16 protein-coding genes are annotated in these 19,494 nt (G+C 36.2%); 1 reads left to right on the forward strand and 15 read right to left on the reverse strand.

Features of this window, described 5'->3' with window-relative positions; translation table 11 throughout:
- Positions 1–97 precede the first annotated feature (97 nt).
- The 15 genes from M2444_RS13595 to M2444_RS13665 all read right to left on the reverse strand — a co-directional run bounded on the left by M2444_RS13595 (position 98) and on the right by M2444_RS13665 (position 16,451).
- Positions 98–1,120: a glycosyltransferase family 2 protein gene (locus M2444_RS13595; RefSeq protein WP_280787214.1), complete on the reverse strand. Its 1,023-nt coding sequence runs from the start codon at positions 1,118–1,120 to the stop codon at positions 98–100.
- A 118-nt stretch (positions 1,121–1,238) separates the two neighbouring features.
- Positions 1,239–2,102 carry a dTDP-4-dehydrorhamnose reductase gene (gene rfbD, locus M2444_RS13600; RefSeq protein ID WP_280787381.1) on the reverse strand — a complete coding sequence of 288 codons (864 nt, stop codon included), beginning with the start codon at positions 2,100–2,102 and terminating at the stop codon, positions 1,239–1,241.
- An 8-nt stretch (positions 2,103–2,110) separates the two neighbouring features.
- A complete protein-coding gene (rfbB, locus tag M2444_RS13605) occupies positions 2,111–3,133 on the reverse strand; it encodes a dTDP-glucose 4,6-dehydratase (protein ID WP_280787215.1) in 1,023 nt (340 codons plus the stop codon).
- Between the two features lie 34 nt (positions 3,134–3,167).
- The gene (rfbC, locus tag M2444_RS13610) at positions 3,168–3,719 is read right to left on the reverse strand and encodes a dTDP-4-dehydrorhamnose 3,5-epimerase (protein WP_280787216.1); all 552 of its coding nucleotides are present in this window, start codon (positions 3,717–3,719) and stop codon (positions 3,168–3,170) included.
- A gap of 20 nt (positions 3,720–3,739) precedes the next feature.
- Positions 3,740–4,483 (reverse strand): sugar phosphate nucleotidyltransferase, encoded by a 744-nt coding sequence (locus M2444_RS13615; protein ID WP_280787217.1) that lies wholly within the window; start codon positions 4,481–4,483, stop codon positions 3,740–3,742.
- A 14-nt stretch (positions 4,484–4,497) separates the two neighbouring features.
- Positions 4,498–4,902 carry a GtrA family protein gene (locus M2444_RS13620; protein WP_094870827.1) on the reverse strand — a complete coding sequence of 135 codons (405 nt, stop codon included), beginning with the start codon at positions 4,900–4,902 and terminating at the stop codon, positions 4,498–4,500.
- The gene (locus tag M2444_RS13625; protein WP_094870829.1) at positions 4,853–5,788 is read right to left on the reverse strand and encodes a glycosyltransferase family 2 protein; all 936 of its coding nucleotides are present in this window, start codon (positions 5,786–5,788) and stop codon (positions 4,853–4,855) included. The genes M2444_RS13620 and M2444_RS13625 overlap by 50 nt, the downstream gene beginning before the upstream one ends.
- The gene (locus M2444_RS13630) at positions 5,769–6,866 is read right to left on the reverse strand and encodes a DegT/DnrJ/EryC1/StrS family aminotransferase (RefSeq protein WP_280787218.1); all 1,098 of its coding nucleotides are present in this window, start codon (positions 6,864–6,866) and stop codon (positions 5,769–5,771) included. Before M2444_RS13630 ends, M2444_RS13625 begins: the two co-directional genes overlap by 20 nt.
- 24 nt (positions 6,867–6,890) lie before the next feature.
- Positions 6,891–7,448, reverse strand: coding sequence for an acyltransferase (locus tag M2444_RS13635; RefSeq protein ID WP_280787219.1), 558 nt, complete (start codon positions 7,446–7,448; stop codon positions 6,891–6,893).
- Positions 7,445–7,858, reverse strand: coding sequence for a sugar 3,4-ketoisomerase (locus M2444_RS13640; RefSeq protein ID WP_094870834.1), 414 nt, complete (start codon positions 7,856–7,858; stop codon positions 7,445–7,447). Before M2444_RS13640 ends, M2444_RS13635 begins: the two co-directional genes overlap by 4 nt.
- A gap of 65 nt (positions 7,859–7,923) precedes the next feature.
- A complete protein-coding gene (locus tag M2444_RS13645) occupies positions 7,924–9,936 on the reverse strand; it encodes a glucosyltransferase domain-containing protein (RefSeq protein WP_280787220.1) in 2,013 nt (670 codons plus the stop codon).
- Between the two features lie 48 nt (positions 9,937–9,984).
- The gene (locus M2444_RS13650) at positions 9,985–12,255 is read right to left on the reverse strand and encodes a glycosyltransferase family 2 protein (protein ID WP_280787221.1); all 2,271 of its coding nucleotides are present in this window, start codon (positions 12,253–12,255) and stop codon (positions 9,985–9,987) included.
- Between the two features lie 31 nt (positions 12,256–12,286).
- Positions 12,287–13,843, reverse strand: a complete 1,557-nt coding sequence (locus tag M2444_RS13655; RefSeq protein WP_280787222.1) for a methyltransferase domain-containing protein — start codon at positions 13,841–13,843, stop codon at positions 12,287–12,289.
- Positions 13,840–15,063, reverse strand: coding sequence for an ABC transporter ATP-binding protein (locus M2444_RS13660; protein ID WP_094870840.1), 1,224 nt, complete (start codon positions 15,061–15,063; stop codon positions 13,840–13,842). Before M2444_RS13660 ends, M2444_RS13655 begins: the two co-directional genes overlap by 4 nt.
- Positions 15,064–15,086: 23 nt before the next feature.
- Complete coding sequence (locus tag M2444_RS13665) at positions 15,087–16,451, reverse strand: ABC transporter permease (protein WP_280787223.1); 1,365 nt, start codon at positions 16,449–16,451, stop codon at positions 15,087–15,089.
- A gap of 231 nt (positions 16,452–16,682) precedes the next feature.
- Here M2444_RS13665 and M2444_RS13670 point away from each other — a divergent pair, with 231 nt between their 5' ends.
- Positions 16,683–19,436, forward strand: coding sequence for an O-antigen ligase family protein (locus M2444_RS13670; protein WP_280787224.1), 2,754 nt, complete (start codon positions 16,683–16,685; stop codon positions 19,434–19,436).
- Positions 19,437–19,494: the final 58 nt, after the last annotated feature.

Consider the following 19,494-nt stretch of genomic DNA (forward strand, 5'->3'; position numbering starts at 1 on the left):
ACGCTCCTGACAAATATAGTAATCTACCGACAATAATTATAACATAAAACCTCCCTGAGAGGAGGTGACGTTTCAGGGAGGTTTTTCCAGATTCGATTTAGATTTTGTGTTTCTTTCTCTCTTTTATGTTGGTTTGTATATACTTCCGCTTCTTTTTTAATGCAGGGAGCTGAGTGAAAAAGGATTTCCATGCTGTGATTAACTGCGGCTCTCTAAGAAGCATATAGCCGTGCGCGGCAAGCTCATAGGGAAGAGCAATGAAGATTGTCTTCAGCATCGTTCGAGCAGGTTCATTCTTATAGATCATTTTGTAGCGGTTAATGTAAGATATTCGTCGGATGAACATCGCTTTGGTGCTGCGGCCAGACGTTTTCCAGCCACGTTCATGATACCCGATCGCCTCAGCATCATAGCAAGCTTGCCAGCCAAAGAGCTGAGCGCGCCAGGCGACGTCCACGTCCTCCTTATATGCAAAGAAGTCCGCATCAAAAAATTCACCATCGACACTAATGTCGTTGATCATCCGACGAGAATACACCGCAGCCGCTCCAGATACACCAATTACAGATCCAGACTGTGTCCATTGGGCTGCTGGCTCACCCGCACCGCGATCAAACGCACGCCGAGCTCTGTTCATACGGAGACCCGTGCTGTCTACCAGTCCATAATCGCTCTTTAGAAGAAGCTTACCTGTGGCGCTGCCGATCTGTGGATTATTCTCCATCTGTGTGATAAGTCTGGAGATATAGTTTGGAGCCAGCGTTAGGTCAGGGTTAAGGACGAGCACGTAATCTGTCTCCGTTGCGGCTATCGCCTGGTTGTGGGCTGGGGCGAAGCCTGTGTTAAGCTCATTCTCCAGAAGGTCAATTGTTGGATATTGCTTTATCTCCCTTGCGGAGTTCATAGCTTCATGCCCCACCAAGAATGCAGCGGGTGAGTCCGATTTAAACTGGTGATAGAACGTTCTGACCTTATCCGCCGAACCATCAGTTGAAGCGTTGTCCACTACGACAATTTTTTTGACCAAATAATCCTGTGCCATTACTGCCTCTATACAATCTATGATGTCGTCAGCACTATTATAGGTGACGATATGTACACTAACTGATTTGTTGTTCATGGGTATCCTCGACTTTGTGATTTCTTGTTAACTACCTACTCCCTTCCTATTATAGCGAAAGAATACAAAAAACTCCCGCATCGTTATGAACGATTTGGGAGTTTCAATTGCTACTATCTTATTCTTTTAGCTCTAAGAGGAAATCTCTCAGGCCCTCACGCCAAGGTCGAATATCCTGAAAACCGTTCGTACGTATCGATAGATGCTCCATCACCGAATTCCGAGGACGTGGTGCAGGTCTCGGGAACTGTTCCGTAGCACACGGTTCAAGCTTAGCGGTGAATTTCAAACCCAAAATATCCTCAGCCTCTGCAAAGATCGCCTGTGTAAATTCAAACCAAGTACATGAGTCACTATTTGACGCATGGTATACACCATACTTCTCAGTTTGGACAAGCTCAAGCAAGAAACGAGCTAAATCGACTGTATAGGTAGGCGAACCTTTTTGGTCATCTACGACTTGAAGCATTGGCTTTTCTTGACCAAGCTTTAGCATTGTTTTGACAAAGTTATTACCATATTTACCGTACACCCATGATGTGCGTACGATAAAATACTTAGAGGAAAGGGATTGAACTAACACTTCACCCGCACGTTTCGATTTACCATATATACTCTTAGGGTCTGTATTATCATACTCATGGTAAGGTTGTACTCCCAAACCATCAAATACATAATCCGTACTAATGTACACCAGCTTAGCTCCAGCTTTTTCAGAAGCTAGCGCTACGTTTCGACTGCCCGTTGCATTGATTAAATAAGCTGCATCGATGTCACTTTCTGCCGCATCTACTGCCGTATGCGCAGCACAGTGAATGACAGCATCCGGTCCAAACTCACCAATAACCTGGATACACTGATCCAGATCGGTGATATCCATCTCCTGACGGTCGCAGCCCATTACATGGTGACCTTGATGCTGGAGTAGTAAAACAACATCCTGACCCAATTGTCCGGCCGCACCTGTAACAAGTACCTTCAGTTGAGCCATTATAGAGATTCTCCCAAACGATCGCCATACTGTAATTCAGCGTACTTTTGATATTCCCCTGATTGAATACGAGTCCACCACTCGCGGTTATTGAGATACCATTGGATGGTTTCTTTAATACCTGTTTCAAACGTATGTTTCGGCTTCCATCCCAGTTCGTTCATAATCTTAGTTGGATCTATACCGTAGCGGCGATCATGACCCGGACGGTCTTGAACATAAGTAATCAATGAATCAGGTTTGCCTAGTTCCTGCAATACCGTGTTTACAATATGCACATTCGTACGCTCGTTATTACCACCAATGTTGTAAACTTCGCCATTCACACCGTCATGAATGACTAAATCAATCGCGCTGCAATGATCCTCAACATACAACCAGTCGCGGATATTCATCCCATCGCCATAAACAGGCAACGCTTGATCAGCTAGTGCGCGGGAGATCATTAGTGGGATAAGCTTCTCAGGGAATTGGTATGGGCCATAGTTGTTTGAACAGCGGGTAATGTTCACGGGCAGTCCAAACGTCTCGTGATATGCCCGTACAAGCAAGTCCCCACCTGCTTTACTTGCGGAATAAGGACTGTTAGGAGCCAAAGGAGTTTCTTCGGTAAATAATCCAGTCGCTCCCAGTGATCCGTATACCTCATCCGTAGAAACCTGAACGAACTTGGTGACACTGTATTTTTTCGCCGCATCCAAAAGCACTTGTGTTCCAAGTACATTCGTCTTCACAAACACTTCCGGCTCCAAAATACTCCGATCCACATGCGATTCAGCCGCGAAATTCACCACTACATCAACACCTTGGCTTATCAGCGCGTCCATCGCCGCTACATCGGTAATGTCTGCCTTTACGAACTTGTGGTTCGGATGATTTTCAATTGACTTCAAATTTTCCAGGTTCCCTGCATACGTCAACGCATCTACGTTAACGATTTGATAATCAGGATGTTGTTGCAGCATGTATAATACAAAGTTGCTGCCGATAAAGCCGGCTCCGCCGGTAACTAGCAGTTTCATTTATAGCCCACCTTTATTTCATGAAATATTGTGTTTATAACTCAAAATTAAGTTCGGCGTCCTTCAGCAATGGATGATGCTGATCCTTATCCGATAATACTGGACTAGAAGTCGGCCAATCAATACCTAAGGCTGGATCATTCCATAATATGCCGCGATCATTTTCGGGGGAATAATATTCGTCCACCTTGTATAACACTTGGGTATTAGGGACCAACGTACAGAAACCATGTGCGAAGCCCTTCGGTACAAGAAGTTGGCGGTTGTTATATTCGCTAAGAATTACGCCGATCCATTGACCAAATGTAGGGGAATTACGACGGATATCAACGATTACATCGTAAATAGCACCGGTTAAGACACGGATTAATTTCGTTTGGGCTTTAGGATTCAGTTGGTAGTGAAGTCCTCGTAGGACACCAACCTCTGCAGAAAGGGATTGGTTGTCTTGAATGAAATTATAGTTTACTCCGAGCTTATGCATGATCTCTTCATTGTAGCTTTCCATGAAAAATCCACGTTTGTCACCGTGAACCACAGGTTCTAAAATGCTCGCACCTTGTAGTTGTAAGGGGGTAACTTTCATATTGCAAAACTCCTTCACATCTAAAGTTTCAGTTTTCCGAACTCTTCACCAAATAGAAGGTCTTGAGCCAAGTTATGTGCTTTAGCTAATGAGGCATGTGTACCTGCATCCGTCCACCAACCTTGAAGAACATCAAAAGTCAATTCTCCACGTTTAATATATGCATTATTAACATCAGTAATCTCTAATTCTCCACGTGCAGAAGGTGTAATCGTTTTGATAATATTGAACACTTCACTATCGAACATATAAATCCCTGTTACTGCATAACCAGACTTGGGCTCACTAGGCTTCTCTTCAATAGATAGAATCCGATTACCATCCAATTCTGGCACTCCAAAACGCTTAGGATCATGAACTTCCTGAATTAGGATCTTTGCGCCTTTCTTTTGCTCACGGAAATTACGTGCATAAGGAGCAATATCATCGGCAAATACATTATCACCAAGGATAACGATCATCTGATCATCCCCGACGAATTGCTCTGCCAAGTCCAAAGCCTGAGCAATTCCCCCTGCTTCATCTTGTACTTTGTAAGTAAAGCAAACTCCCATTTCACGTCCGCTACCTAATAGGTTAACCACATCGCCCATATGTTCTTTACCCGTAACGATGAGAATATCTGTTACATCAGCTTGCTTTAATTTATATACAGAATGAAAAATCATGGGGTACTTGCCTACAGGGAGAAGATGTTTGTTTGTTACCTTTGTTAATGGATATAATCGTGAACCTGTACCACCTGCTAGAATTATGCCTTTCATTATATTGCCTCCATTCATTTACTTTTAATAATAAGTTTAGAAAGTGTGTAGGTAATCGGAATTGTCACTACAATAACTATTAAGGGTACGATTTGTTTCGATAGATTTAAATGCTCAACTAAAACATACAACATAAACAAATTAATTAAATACTGTACCAGATATACGATCGGAAACTTAAGAAACTTTCTAAATAAAACCTTTTCTTTAAATACAAAAACTGTATTCAAATAATAGGAAAGAAATATTCCAGAAATATAAGAAATTGTATAAGACATAGAATAACTAAGGAATCCAAGAAGGAGTAAATAGACCAGATATGTTGCTAATGTATTTATTCCTCCGCTAATGACAAATTTCAAAAATTGTTTACTCAAAAGTTTGGTCAACAACGTAGGATGGTCTTTCTCTACTTTCATCTAATATCCTCCAAAGATATTCACCTATAATTCCTAACATAATCATTATAATCCCTAATAAAAAAGTAATAAGAGCTATAATTGTAGTCCATCCTTGTAACTCAATGATACCAAAGACAGTACTAATTATAACAAAAACTCCATATAGAAAACTCAGAAAAGCTGTAACAAATCCAATGAATGACATGAAACGAATAGGTGTGTATGAAAAACTTACAAATGAATCAATAAAAAGCTTCACTTTCTTAGCAAGTGTCCACCTAGATTTGCCCAGTTTTCTTTCTTGCCTCACATAAGGAATTTGTACTTGATCATGTCCAAGCCAATAAATGAGACTCATAACACTCGTATTCTTCTCTTGAATCTCCAACACTTCTTGTACAACCTGTCTATCAATTAATAAGAAATCAAATCCGCCTTTCGGATATCCCTTTAATGCGAATTTTTCCAATAAAAAATAATAGGTATTTGAAAACATCTTCTGAGAGAAGGACTCTTCTCTATCTGCTCTTGTTCCAAGTACAACTTTTATACCTGTTCTCCAATGTTCTACCATCTCTTTAAACATTTCAGGAGGGTCTTGTAAATCAGCAGCTATAATACCGACACAATCACCAGTAGTATATCTTAAGCCCGCCTGTATAGCCGACATCGAGCCAAAGTTACGACTTAACTTAATAACTTTAATCCGGGAATCTTGTTCTTTAGCTTCCATCAATAAAGAAAATGAGTTGTCTTTTGAACCATCATCGACAAAAACAAATTCAAAATCACAATTGGGTATAATAGTCTCTAATTTCTGCAATCGTGGGATAGTATGTGGAATGTTTAACTCATTAAAGTATATAGGGACGACAATAGATAATTTAATACGTTCTGAAATCATTCACAACCTCCACAACTTTCTTCACATCTTCTAAATCCATTACCGGACTTATTGGGAGGCTAACAATTTCCGAATGGATTTTTTCAGAGATAGGGAAAGATAGTTCATTCCATTCTTTATATGCTTCCTGTTTATGAGGCGGAATAGGGTAGTGAATCATAGTTTGAATACCCTTTTGGGTCATATAGTTAATAAAATCAGTTCTATAGGACGTTCTAACTACAAATACATGCCAAACATGTGATTCCGATTTCTCCTCAACAAATGGCAATACAAGATTTTCATTATTGATATTATTCAAGTAATATGATGCGATAGTTCTTCTTTGACTGTTATCTTGATCTAGAAATTTTAATTTCTCACTCAAAATTGGTGCTTGAAATTCATCTAATCTGCTATTATAACCTTTAAAAATATTTTCATATTTTTTATGTGATCCATAGTTTCTTAAAGCATGAAGATTTGTATATAGGTTCTCATCATTAGTAGTGATGGCACCTGCATCTCCTAAGGCCCCAAGATTTTTACCAGGATAAAAACTGAATGCTGCAGCATCTCCCAAGTTTCCCACCTTTCTATCAGCATAAACAGCACCGTGAGCCTGCGCACAATCTTCGATTATCTTCAGGTTGTATTTTTCTGCAATACTCTTAATTGGCGTCATATTACACGCTTGACCATAGAGGTGAACAACTAGAATTGCCTTTGTATTAGGAGTAATACTTTCTTCAATTTTGTCAGGGTCTAGGTTATATGTTAGTAAGTTAGGTTCGACTAACACTGGTATTGCACCATTAGCGGATATGGATAATATAGACGCAATATAGGTATTCGAAGGCACAATAATTTCGTCTCCAGGACCGATATCATAAGCTCTAATTATTAATTCCAGAGCATCTAATCCATTAGCTACTCCCAGAGCAAATTTGGTGCCACAATAATCAGCAAATTCCGATTCAAAAAATTTAACTTCATCACCCATTATATACCATCCTGAGTGTAGAACTTTACGAACACTATTTAATATCGCTTCTTCATGACGTAGATTGATTTTCTTCAGATCGAGGAAAGGGATCATGTTTTGTTCACCTATTTCATAAATTTAATGTTGCTCAACTATAACTTCATCTTCCAGTAAGTATTGTTTATTACAAGCAGAACACAACAATTCATTACTGAGTTTCTCTCCACAATTACAAATATATCCTTTGAATTTTGCTGGATTACCATACCATAACGTATTGTTTGGAATGTTTTTAGTCACTAAAGATCCTGCTCCAATCATAGCGTACTTACCAATTGTATTCCCTGCTATAATTGTTGCGTTTGCACCTATTGAAACCCATTCCTCAAGCACAGTCTTCAAAAATTGAGTTGGGTACTGTTTGGAACGAGGTCTCAAATCATTAGTAAAAGTAACATTCGGACCAATAAAAACATTATTTTCTATTCTAACACCATCCCAAATATACACTCCTGATTTAACAGTAACATTATCGCCCAAGATTACATCATTTTCGATGAAGGTATGATCGTTAATATTACAGTTCGAGCCAATCACCGCATTCGGTAAGATATGTGCAAATGCCCAAATTCGAGTGTCCTCACCAATTTGCTCTGATTCGACAATAGCCTGCGAATGTGTAAAAAAATGTTTCATCCCCCATACACCTCTACAAATTTGTCATAGTCACGGATATAATCTGCTGAATCATATAAGTGGGAAGCGAGAACGAGTAATACACAATCAGATGAAAAATCATACATTTCATGCCAATCATTTGGTTCAAGAACGAGAACTTTGGTAGGAGAATCTAATAATATATCCGTTTTTCTTTTCGTATTATCCAAATAAACTTTACAGCTTCCTGATACGCTTATTAAAGCTTGTCTAGTTTTATAATGAGCGTGATATCCTCGGCGTATATTGGATAAAGTTCCATAAATATAAAACACCCTCTTAATATCAAAAGGAATTGTATTCTCTGCCTCAATGACAGTTAAATGCCCTCTTTCATCACCTAGCATGGTACTTTCAATGATAGAGCTTTCTAGGGCTTCACTTTCCATACTTATCATACCCTCTCATATTTCAATTCTTGTAATTATTAATTAATTCATGTTGTTGCTACTAATCATTTAAAAAAACTAATTTTCTTCACTTCAAAAGTTGACTGAGCAGGTGGATCTATCCGAATTGATATAAGATTATTCATCAATTGATTCCTATCACAATAAATCCTATTTATCCCTTTCTTCAATTCAATAATCCCACTGTACTTTTCGCTGTAATTATCATTCTCCTGAAGTAAGAATAATTGCATATCTCCATCAACACTAGAATTTATCTCGAAAGAAATGTAACTATAAGAATCCTTCTCAAGTTTATGACCAAGCGATATGGAAACATAGGGATCTAATTTACCTGCCTTTAAAATAAGTTCACTACTATCAGCCTTCTCTATTTCTAGATCATTATAATATTCTACTTTTTCAGTAATATTCAAATCGGAAATCATTTCTTTTTGGATTTTCGAGTCATCATAATGTAAATTCAGCTTATACTTGTCAGGATTTTCTGAGAGATTGACAATTATAAGATCATTTTTTAACGCCACGGAGCCTTTATGTGGCCAGATAGGCATAGAATCCGCGATTTTCAAGGCCTTTTCTCTTTGTTCTTCCGTTGGATCCAAATAATCATATCCTACAGATTTCATAAAATTACCAATTCTATTGTAATTTCCTCCATCCCATTCAAAAAAAGAAAACCCTAATACCTCTTGTTTAATAACATTTGCCCTTATTGGTTGCACATGCATACCCAGATAAACAACTGGGTATGGCGGTGTTTCTCCCAAGTCAAGATCCATTATTCTAAATCCAATTTGATTGGCTATTTTCACATCTTCTTGATATCTATTATAATCGCTATAAAACAGTTGAGCCATTGACTGAGATTGATAGAAAACGGTAATTATCGTAAAGGATATAATTACAATCTTATAAATTTTTCTATCTATTATTATATAAAGTAAGTACCAACTTGCTGAGATAAATAACACTATAGCAAAACTTGCCCTAATTGGCATTGGAGATCCTAACAAAATAGACATCAAAAATGGTGAGATGATAAACACAAGGAATAATAAAACAATTATCCAATCGGTTCTTCTTACTTCAGAACGTATCAAAGCTTTACAGAAAAAGAATAACAAAAGCAAGATACTAACAATCATACTTGGTAATATAATATTACCACCATGAATGACATCTCCCATAACAATTCCTTTAATGTTGCCGAGCAAGTTTCTTATTATAATACTCGGAGTCTCTTTCCCCCAAAGAAAAAAACCTTCAACATAATCAGTCTTGGGAATATATAATGAAATCACTGTATCAATAATCTTATAAATTATAAGACTAACCACTGTAACAGTTAAATATTTCAAGATTATTAATAGATAATCTTTGAAAACAGCATTGATATTATCTTTATGCAAAGATACTAAATTTATCAATGTAATTAAAATTACTCCACATATAAAAACTGGCAAAAAAGCTTGGTATATAGAAATTGATAAAATTAATAATAGTAGACCCATCATCATATAATATTTATCTTTTTTAAAAATCGCCCATTTAGCAATGAGTAACGTAGCCATTGAAACAAATATCCAACCAACTCCCAGTTCAAAACTCATTATAGAAAACCCTATATTTTCTGAATGGGCCGGAAAGCTTAAGAATAATAAAGCTACTATTAATCCACCAAAATCAAACTTTGTTTTGTTTTTACTAGTATTCAAACTACTAAATGCATAAGCCCATATCAGACTAGTAAAGCTGAGTGCCGATACAGATAAAAAAGTACTTGTAATAGAATTAGTTTGCCCACTAAAAAATAAAGTCTTTAGTATTGATATTCCAAAACGCCCCTGCATACTCCAAACAGTAATAGCATCTCCAACCCGAAATAAGGCGTTCTCTTCATCAATAGAAAGTGTATAGTGTGTTAATGGAAATCCGTAAGCAAATAGAGCAACAAAAAATATAAAAATACAAAGTAACTTATTACTTTTTAAATAAGAAAAAAATGTTTGAAATTCTTCACTCATTTCTAATGAACCTCTTTTTAAAGACCTCATTACTCTATCTCCTTTGTACCAACTTAATACCAAAAATATCATATATCTCTAGACTTTTAATGAATAGGACTTATCACTCTCTAACGAAAGATTTATATTATAATATGGATCTGCCTTAATAAACTCAGGCCATTTTTCTAGCATGTATTCAATTTCTTGCATAAACCTCGCCTTTTTCTCAGGTGTATCTTCAGCACCTCTAGTTTTTGATTCATGATGAAATAAGCTCACATTATTTAAGCAAACATTATAATATCCTTTATCAATTAATTTAAGACAAAAATCCACATCGTTGAACGCTACGGAAAGATCTTCTTCCAGTCCCCCAACTTCATTAAATACTTCTTTTCTTACCATTAAACACGCAGCTGTTACCACTGAACAATTACGATTTGTTAACAACTTACCAAAATATCCTGGATCGAATTCGTTACAGGTTCTAAAAGCGTGTCCAGCGACTCCACCAAGCCCCATAATTACACCTGAATGCTGTATAGTGCGATCTGGGTAATATAGCTTGGCTCCAACCGCTCCAGTATTAGGTCTAAGAGTGTAACCCACCATTTCCTCTAGCCAATTCGGACTTATAATTTCAATATCATTATTAAGTAGCAATATAAAAGAACCTTTAGATGCTTGGACAGCAACATTATTAATCTTCGAGTAATTAAATGGGATGTCCAAAGGAATTATGCTAAGCTTCTCATTTAAACGTTCTTCCCACTTCCGAAATAAGGAAAACGTTCCATCTTCTTTACTTCCATTATCTACAATTATTATTTCATAGTTACTATAATTCGTTTTACTAACAATAGATTCTAAGCAAAGATCTAGAATCCCACTTCCATCCTTAGTAGGGATAATAATTGAAACAAGAGGTTCATCTCTTAAATTGTAATGTACTCGATACATGTTAGGATAACCATCAATTTCTTGAACTTTACCATCTATCCCTCTTCTTTTAAGCGTATCTTCTAATGCTCTTACTCCAGCGAAGTGTGTATAATTCTTAGCGCCAGATCCAGAAGCTGTAGATTCAGGTATCGATCTCCAATGATAGAGGATTTTTGGCAAGTGATGTATGCGCTCAGTTAATTCTGTAAACCTTAATACTAAATCGTAATCTTGACTGCCCTCATAACCTTTTCTAAATCCACCTAACTGATCTACGATTTCCTTCCGATAAATACCTAAATGACACGTATACATATGAGAAAGAATCAGGTCAGGTGACCAATCCGGTTTAAAATATGGAGAATGTCTCTCGCCATTAACTCCTATTTTATCTTCATCTGTATAAATCATATCAGCGTCGGGATATGTATTTAATAGTTTCACCACCTCAAATAATGCCGTTGAAGCTAATTCATCATCATGATCTAACAATGCGATAAATTCTCCAGTTGCTACTTGAAGAGCTGAGTTGGAATTTTCTGAGATATGACCATTTGTCTTCCTAAATACAACTTTTATCCTTGCATCTTGCTCTTCATATTCTTTTAACACATTTTTAATATGCATTTTAGGTGAGGCATCATCTGAAATACACAATTCCCAGTTTGTATAAATCTGACCTATTACTGAGTCAATACATTTTCTTAGCCATACTTCATCCACATTATAGACTGGAAGAATGACTGATATTAATGGATTATAATTAAAACCCTTCATGCTTTCATTAGCTTCTTGATAAGCACTTGATGTAATAGCATTTCGAGTAAGCCACACTTGATAACTATTACTAGTATCTAGTTTATTTTCTTGTACAATTTTAATTTTTTGTTTCAAACCCGCTAACCCTTGGGCTTTATAAACAGTTAAAGCTTTGTACAATAATATTTTGATTGTTTTTATGTTAAGTCCACGTTGTTTTAAAATATTCAGAATTGATTTTAAAATCAGATAGTGTTTCATTGTTTTTTTAATCATTACCTTTTCCATTTTAAACTCAAATTCCCTATCGCCTGGATCTAGTCTCAATTTTTTAACGCCAATGGGGATGTGGAAAACACTTTTATACTTACTATCACCTGCAGAAATGGAAGCCAAATTCATAGTTTTTTCTTCCGAAAACCCCGCACCATCATCCCAATATAGTTTAACTGGAATACTATCGCTGCTCACTGAATTCCAAGATATGATGTTCCAGCCGCAATAAAACTTCCCGTCCAAAATAAATGCTGGATCTGTACCTAATGAAATCCATGTTCCATTTACTTTTTTCAAATCAGATATGGGAAGGGGTTTCAAGTTTGTTCTAAAACCAAATACACCCGCAATTGCTGTCAAAATTCGACTAATTATGTCTGTAATCTTCAATACAATCCTCCTAAATTCGCTTCTGTTATTGTTATTTCCCTAATACTTTTCTTGCCTTAATAACTAATTTCCAAGCTTTGGATTTATAAATACTACTTAACTCATGTTCTTTTATTTCCAGTTCCTGAATCAACTTTTGTTTTTCTGTTTCATATAAGATATTTGCTGCTCTTAGATGCTCAATTTCATCATTTAATTTTTCATTTAACCTACCTTTATCCGCTAAATCATCAACGAGAGTTTCATTCATTCTTTGATAATTTTCGTTTTCTTTTTTCAATACTTGTTCATTCGCTTCTTTCATCTCTAATTGCTGCTTATATTCACTATTTATAGACGTAATTTCATTTTCTTTACTAACTGACATACTCACATATTGATTCACAATCTCAGTTATAGATAATTTCGATATATAGAATTCAATGCGCACTATATCCACTTCAGATTCAAAATTCAATATTATATTTGGATCATCTTTTTCAAACAAATAAATATTAGATTTTTTAATATCAAAATTACCTGACACTTGATATTTTATCTCAGTATCATTATTAGCCCCAATAAGTCTGAGATTATCAATTTTGTAAAAGCCACAGTAATCTGAAGGATCTATTCTAATACTTTTAATCACTTCAAAATCACGAAGATCGACTGTAATAAACTTCATTAATTCTTTATCGTTAAATTGAAAATTCTCACTATCTGACTCTGTAAAACCAGCTCCAGAATCTATAAAGATCTGAACTTTATCTACACATAAATCCCCTTCTTTATCTCCACCTATCATTGAGCAAAGATTATAAAATGTGTGTTCCATCATTTCTAACGTTTGCAATGTTTCTGAAGGAATTTCTGAAGATGTCTTAAATGATAAGTTTAGATTTCTTCCTTTTTCTAAAATAACAACTTTTCTATAGGAATCTTCTGTATAATCCTGATCAAATATATGGGAGTTATAAAATCTATCAATTTCTTGGCGATAGACAGCCAATTCAGGGTTCTTCGCGGCAAAAAAGTGAATCCCCATCAACTTTTCCCAAATACTTATTCTTCCATGTCCAATCATCATATATTTTATATTTTTTAATTCGAGATATTCTTTAAGAGAGTCCTTATTAGGAAGTCCATTGTCCATATGTTCTTCTAACCATATAAAATTCTTTTTAAATAAACTCTTATAGACTGAATTCACTCTTGATTCCGCATCTATAGATTGTTCTGAATGAAAAGGCGCAGTAATAATACACACTTGTGAACTCACACGATATAATTCATCAATGAATTGATTTCGCTTTTCCAACGGGATATGTTCAAATACATCCAATGCAACAATTACATCATACTCATCATCTGGGAATTCCATATTTGTTGCATCGCCGAGAATATAATTCGGATCATGTTGTAGTTCTTCCGGTAGTTGAATATCTAAATAGGTTATCTTATCTATAGGCAAGAAATTTTCTAAGTTACGATGTTCATTAGCACCAACTTCAAGAATACGGAAACTTTCATCTCCACATCGCATTTCATTAATAATTTTCCGAATATTATTATATCTTTGATACTGATCAAAGAGAGTGTTTTTCATTTTGACACTTCCCATCTATGGTTCATATATATTAGCCCTTCAGAGATATATTTATTTGTTATAATAAAGTCCACAATATTCTCTTTATAGTGTAGACATACTATTCCTTCATTGTTGAATATCCCTACATCTATACAGAAAGTCCCACCAAGTAACGGTAAACTAGATATAATATATTTAACTCTATGTCTACCTAATTTATTCGGAATATCAATTTTTTCCAAGTGTGTATTTGGCCCGAATATATATTCTCGATCCGGGGTATAAATCGCTACACCCAATAATAAGTCTTCTATGACATCTTCATAGACTTCATATTCAACTTCCACTATTAGCTCATCAAAAGTCTTAAAGTTATTCTTGTTTAGTTCTACTTTTGTAATCGACGCTAATACATCGGGATTGGTTGGTCTAATAAAATCATCTTGTTGCACGACTGGGATTGGCTCATTTTCATTGTTAATCACGGTTTCCGTACTATGTTCAGTATTATATTTCATGAAATCTTCATATAGATCAGCAATTTCAGATGATTCGCCTGATGCTTGCACTATACCATCCTTAAGCCATACTGCTTTATTACAGAATCTCTTCACTTGCTCAGTTGCATGGGATACAAACAATATTGTTGTCCCCTTACTCTTCAACTCTTTCATTTTATCAATACATTTCGTTTGAAAACGTACATCTCCAACAGCAAGGGCTTCATCAACAATTAGTATATCAGGCTCTACATTAATAGAAACAGCAAAAGCCAACCTCGCAAACATACCGCTAGAGTAAATTTTTACAGGTTGCTCAATAAATTCACCAATATCAGCAAATTCAATTATATCATTCATTTTGATGTCAATTTCTTCACGACTGAAGCCCATCATCAGACCATTTAAGTACACATTCTCTTTACCACTGTACTCCGGATTAAATCCAGCTCCTAACTCCAAAATTGCAGATATCTTCCCCTTTACTTGTATAGACCCACTTGAAGGAGATAAGACTCCAGTTATTAACTTCAACAGTGTTGATTTACCTGATCCATTTTTACCTAGAATCCCGAGAGCATCTCCCTTCTCAACATTAAACGAGATACCGTTAAGAGCTTTGAATTCTTTGTGATAAGTTTTATGAGATATGGATAGTGCCTCTTTCAGGCGGTCTATGGGTTTATCGTATAATTTATAAGATTTTACAACATCTTGAATTTCGATTATCTCATTCAAAACTTCACTCCACCTTTACAACTTTATATTACATCTGCAAAATGAGGCTTTAACTTTTTCAAGCTCTTAATTCCAACTACAAGTGCAGTTAAGCAGAACATCCAAAAATAAAGAGTATAGTAGGGATGTTCTATAAAGGAAACCCCATAAATAAAAGTATCTCTATAGCCCTCTACAATATAAAACATTGGATTTAATTTAAAAACATTACTCCAAAAATTCGGTAGCATAGTGTATGACCATCCAATAGGTGTGAACCAGAAACCTATTTGCAAAATTATTATTATGATTTGATTTAAATCTTTAAAAAACAACACAATTGCAGATGTGACTAGCGATACCGAAAAGACAAGCATGATTGTACAAATTAAATAATATAACATCTGAAAACTGTATGAATCAGGGTAATATCCATATCCTGTATACATAACAAATATAAATAAAATGAAAAACAAATGTACGAATAAAGCAGATATAATCTTTACTATAGGAAGAAGTTCAATCTTAAATACAACCTTCTTGACAAGATAACTATACTCTGTGTACACATTTGTGGCACTAGATAGAGCCTCTGAGAAGAAAAACCATGGGATTATGGCAACTATAAACCACAAAATAAATGGAACATCCGATACACTACCACTTCGTAACCCTACCTGAAATACAAACCAATAGGTTACAATGGTTAGTAGTGGTTGAATGAACCCCCAGACTATCCCCAAATAGGATGACGCATATTTAGTTTTAAAATCATTTTTAGCTAAGCTGAAAATCAGCTTTCTCCCCATAAATATCTCTTTCATAAATTTATAAACTTCTTTAATAGAGTTAATAACATACAGACTAATTAATGTTGCAACCACACTACTTAATGAAACCAATGCAATATTCAGAAAACTATTTCCCTCTATTGCGGCATCCCGATATGCTTTAATGTCTAAAATTACAAACGGATCTGAATCAAGTACTTGTAGTTCTATTTGTTTTTCTTTCTGGCTTGTTAATTTCACTTCGTGCTCTTCACTTATTATTTCCCCAAGTGGAACATTTACACTAGAGTTACCTGTTAACTTAACATCTTTAATCTTAACTGTAGCCTTTTGATTACCCAGATCTAGCCTAAGGGAGTATACATCTTTCGGTAAATCATATTCAATATTTACCCAATCTCCTGTTCGCTCGTAGTTTTGATGAAGAGATTGTTCTTCTGTCCATTCCTGATCTTTATTCATAATGTAAAATAGCTGGTAATCATCCGGCCGATCTGAATTCACTTGAACCTCAAGAGTTAATTTAGTTTCATTTTTTTGATATGCAGTAAACATATTAAAGAATAAAACCACCAAGACAATTCCCATTACAGCGAGTATCGTTTTTTTAAATTTCATTATTATACTCCTTAAATCATCAGAAAATTTAGATTTTTTTCTAATCTGAAGACTAAATATATTTAAAAATGCAATGCTCTACCTTTCTATAACTAAATAGAAAGTAGATATTCAGAACTGGTAAGAAACAATAACTTATCTCATCCCTCTTATTCGTTTCATACTTAGTAGTAATAGAAGTTAAGATTATGCTAAAATATTGTCGTACCTACAGGAAAAGGAGATTATAACGTGTCGAAACCAGTATACGGTAAAAACGCCGCTCAGTCGAGAAATGTTGAAAAGACAGCAAGTCCGATCTGGGCCTTGGTTGTTGCTTTTATTTTATTTTTATGTTGGGCCCCATTTCAAGTGGGATTATTTAACGGACAGCAGTTAGACTTCGAGAAGCCTATATATGTGTCAGCACTAGTAAGTGGACTTTTACTGCTAGTCTGCCTTGGCTTATACTACAAAAAAATCAAACTAGATGAACAGAGGGACTTAGTTGCTTCAGCTTCAATATTACTGCCTCTGACTTATGCTCTTTCATTGTTTGTCGCAGTTTCGCATTATATGGGGATGAATATGTTGTTTATTCAGAGCATGTATGTTGCAGTCTTCATTATAGCCTTTTATCTCTTGAAGCAAAAGCAAGTAAATGTTGTCATTCAAAACGCTATTCTAGCAATTGCTTATTTCATAGTAGGGTTTGGACTACTAAATTGGTTGGGGAGTAACAAACTAGCGGGAGCTCTAGTGGGTTGGTTCTCAAACACCGTAAGAAATAATATCTACTTAGATGCAGTAATGACGGACTCTAACGGACTTCGTCTGACTTCGATCTTTCAATATGCAAATACCTACGCAGCATTCTTGATGGCCTTTCTATTTGTAGCTATATTCGCTCTTATTCGCTCTAAAAAATGGTACGGAACGTTAACACACAGCTTTATGTTAGTTCCTATCATTGTATCAATTTTATTAACATTATCTCGTGGTGGTCTTGTATTGCTACCTGTCGTATTTATATTGCTGCTGCTATTCCTGAAACCTTCACAGCAAATCCTCTGGATTCTTCATCTTGGAGTTGCTGGTATTGCTTCGTTGATCATTACGACTCCAGTGACTAACCTTGGACTAGAGCTAAATACAAATTTCACTTCTTCCGGCGCCTTGAAAGGCTGGGGTTATCTGTTTGGAGCTTCACTGGCTGTAGCTTTAGTATCTTGGGTCATTCAGAGGTTTGTCGCTCCTTGGCTAGAGAAGAAGCTCAGCAACTGGTCGTCGCGTAAACTGACAGGTCTATGGATTCCACTTGGTTCTGTTGCACTCGTCGGAATAGTAGCTTTCCTACTAATAGGTACAAGCGCAAAAAATATCTTACCTAGCAATATGGCAACTCGTCTTGAGAACATCAACTTCCAGCAACATAGTGTTCTTGAGCGGATTACTTTTTATAAAGATGCGATGAAGGTAGTTAAGGATTATCCGATTCTTGGTGCTGGTGGTGGTGGATGGTCCTCATTATATGAGCACTATCAGAACAACCCTTACACCAGCCGCCAAGTGCATAACTTCTTTTTGCAATACTTGATTGAGGTTGGGATCCTTGGTTTTATCGTATTTATGGGATTCATTTTGTATATTTTCTATAAATACATTCGTGGGTATGTGAAGCGGGATAAAAATGATTTTGAGAATGGTTTCTTTTATCTAATTATTGCTCTATCCATTCTTGTTCACAGTCTACTAGATTTCAATATGAGCTATGCCTTTATGGGAATACTCGTCTTCCTTGGACTGGCGGGCATGGCAGTTGTCATGGATAGTAAACAGCTACGTAAAAGTTGGAATAAAACTGGTTTGCGGCTTGGATATTCCGCTGTTCTTACAGTAGGAACTGTATTCTTGATATTCCTCTCGATTAGCTATATTGGTTCCAGTAATGCAGCCCTAAAGGGTAAAAATCTAATCGGGGTTAGTAATTCTTACGAGGAAATTAAGAAACCATTAACTGAGGCTTTAAAAACACGTCCAGGTCATCCAGAATCAGTCTTATACCTATCCTCGTTAGATCTACAGGTTTTTAAGCAGAATCAGGATGAGCAATTTCTAAATGAGGCTTATAGTGTACTGACTCGAGCACTAGAGGACGAACCATACAACAAAAATATTTTAACTCAGTTAGTAACCTATTATGACCTAAAAGGTCAAAATGATCTTGCATACGGTGTTTACCGTGATAATGCTGATAAGTTCAACTGGGATATTAGTTGGTATGATACTCTCATCAGCCGTTCCTTTGCATTAGGTCAGCAAGCCCTTAACCAAAAGGATGAGACAAAGAAACAAGAGTATTTCAATGAAGCTCAAGAAGCATATAATCATGTTCTCACTGGTATAGAACATTTGAAGACTCTTCCACCAGAACAATTGCAAGGGCGTCCTTTCTCAGTAACACCAGCAATGGCTTTGAACGTCGGAAAAATGCAGCTATTATCTGGGCAAGAAGATGCAGCAAAGACAACTCTGAAGCTTAGTTCAGATGCTAATTACACGGATATTATGAATAGTGAAACTCCATGGAATATTGATTGGTACAGTTCACTTATCAGCCGTTCTTTTGATTTAGGACAAGTGGCTTACGCACAACAAGATAATGAAGATAGATTAGAAAATATGAAAGCTGGCTTTGCCGTTGGGCTTTTGGCCTACAATCATGTACTTGCGGATAATGAACTTTCCAAGACTCTTTCTCCAGATGTGAAACTGAAGGTAGGGAAAATGCATTATATGTCTGGACAGCTACAAAATGCAGTCTCCATCTTGAAACCAGCCATAAGCCAAGATTTCGCAGATGCAACGAATCGTGAAATTGCCCGTTGGTACCTTGCTGCATTGACGAAAACTGGTGGCGAAGATCAGGCGATATACAATTCACTGATCGCAGCTGATCCTGCGGAAGCAGCACAAATCGAGGCCATCGCAAATTCACAATTCTAAAACAGAAAGAAATCAAAAAAGCGCGCCACTGTAATTACAGCGGCGCGCTTTTTTCAAT

This window comes from Paenibacillus sp. PastF-3 (assembly GCF_029893135.1).
Taxonomy (GTDB): Bacteria; Bacillota; Bacilli; order Paenibacillales; family Paenibacillaceae; genus Paenibacillus_AQ; species Paenibacillus_AQ nitricinens.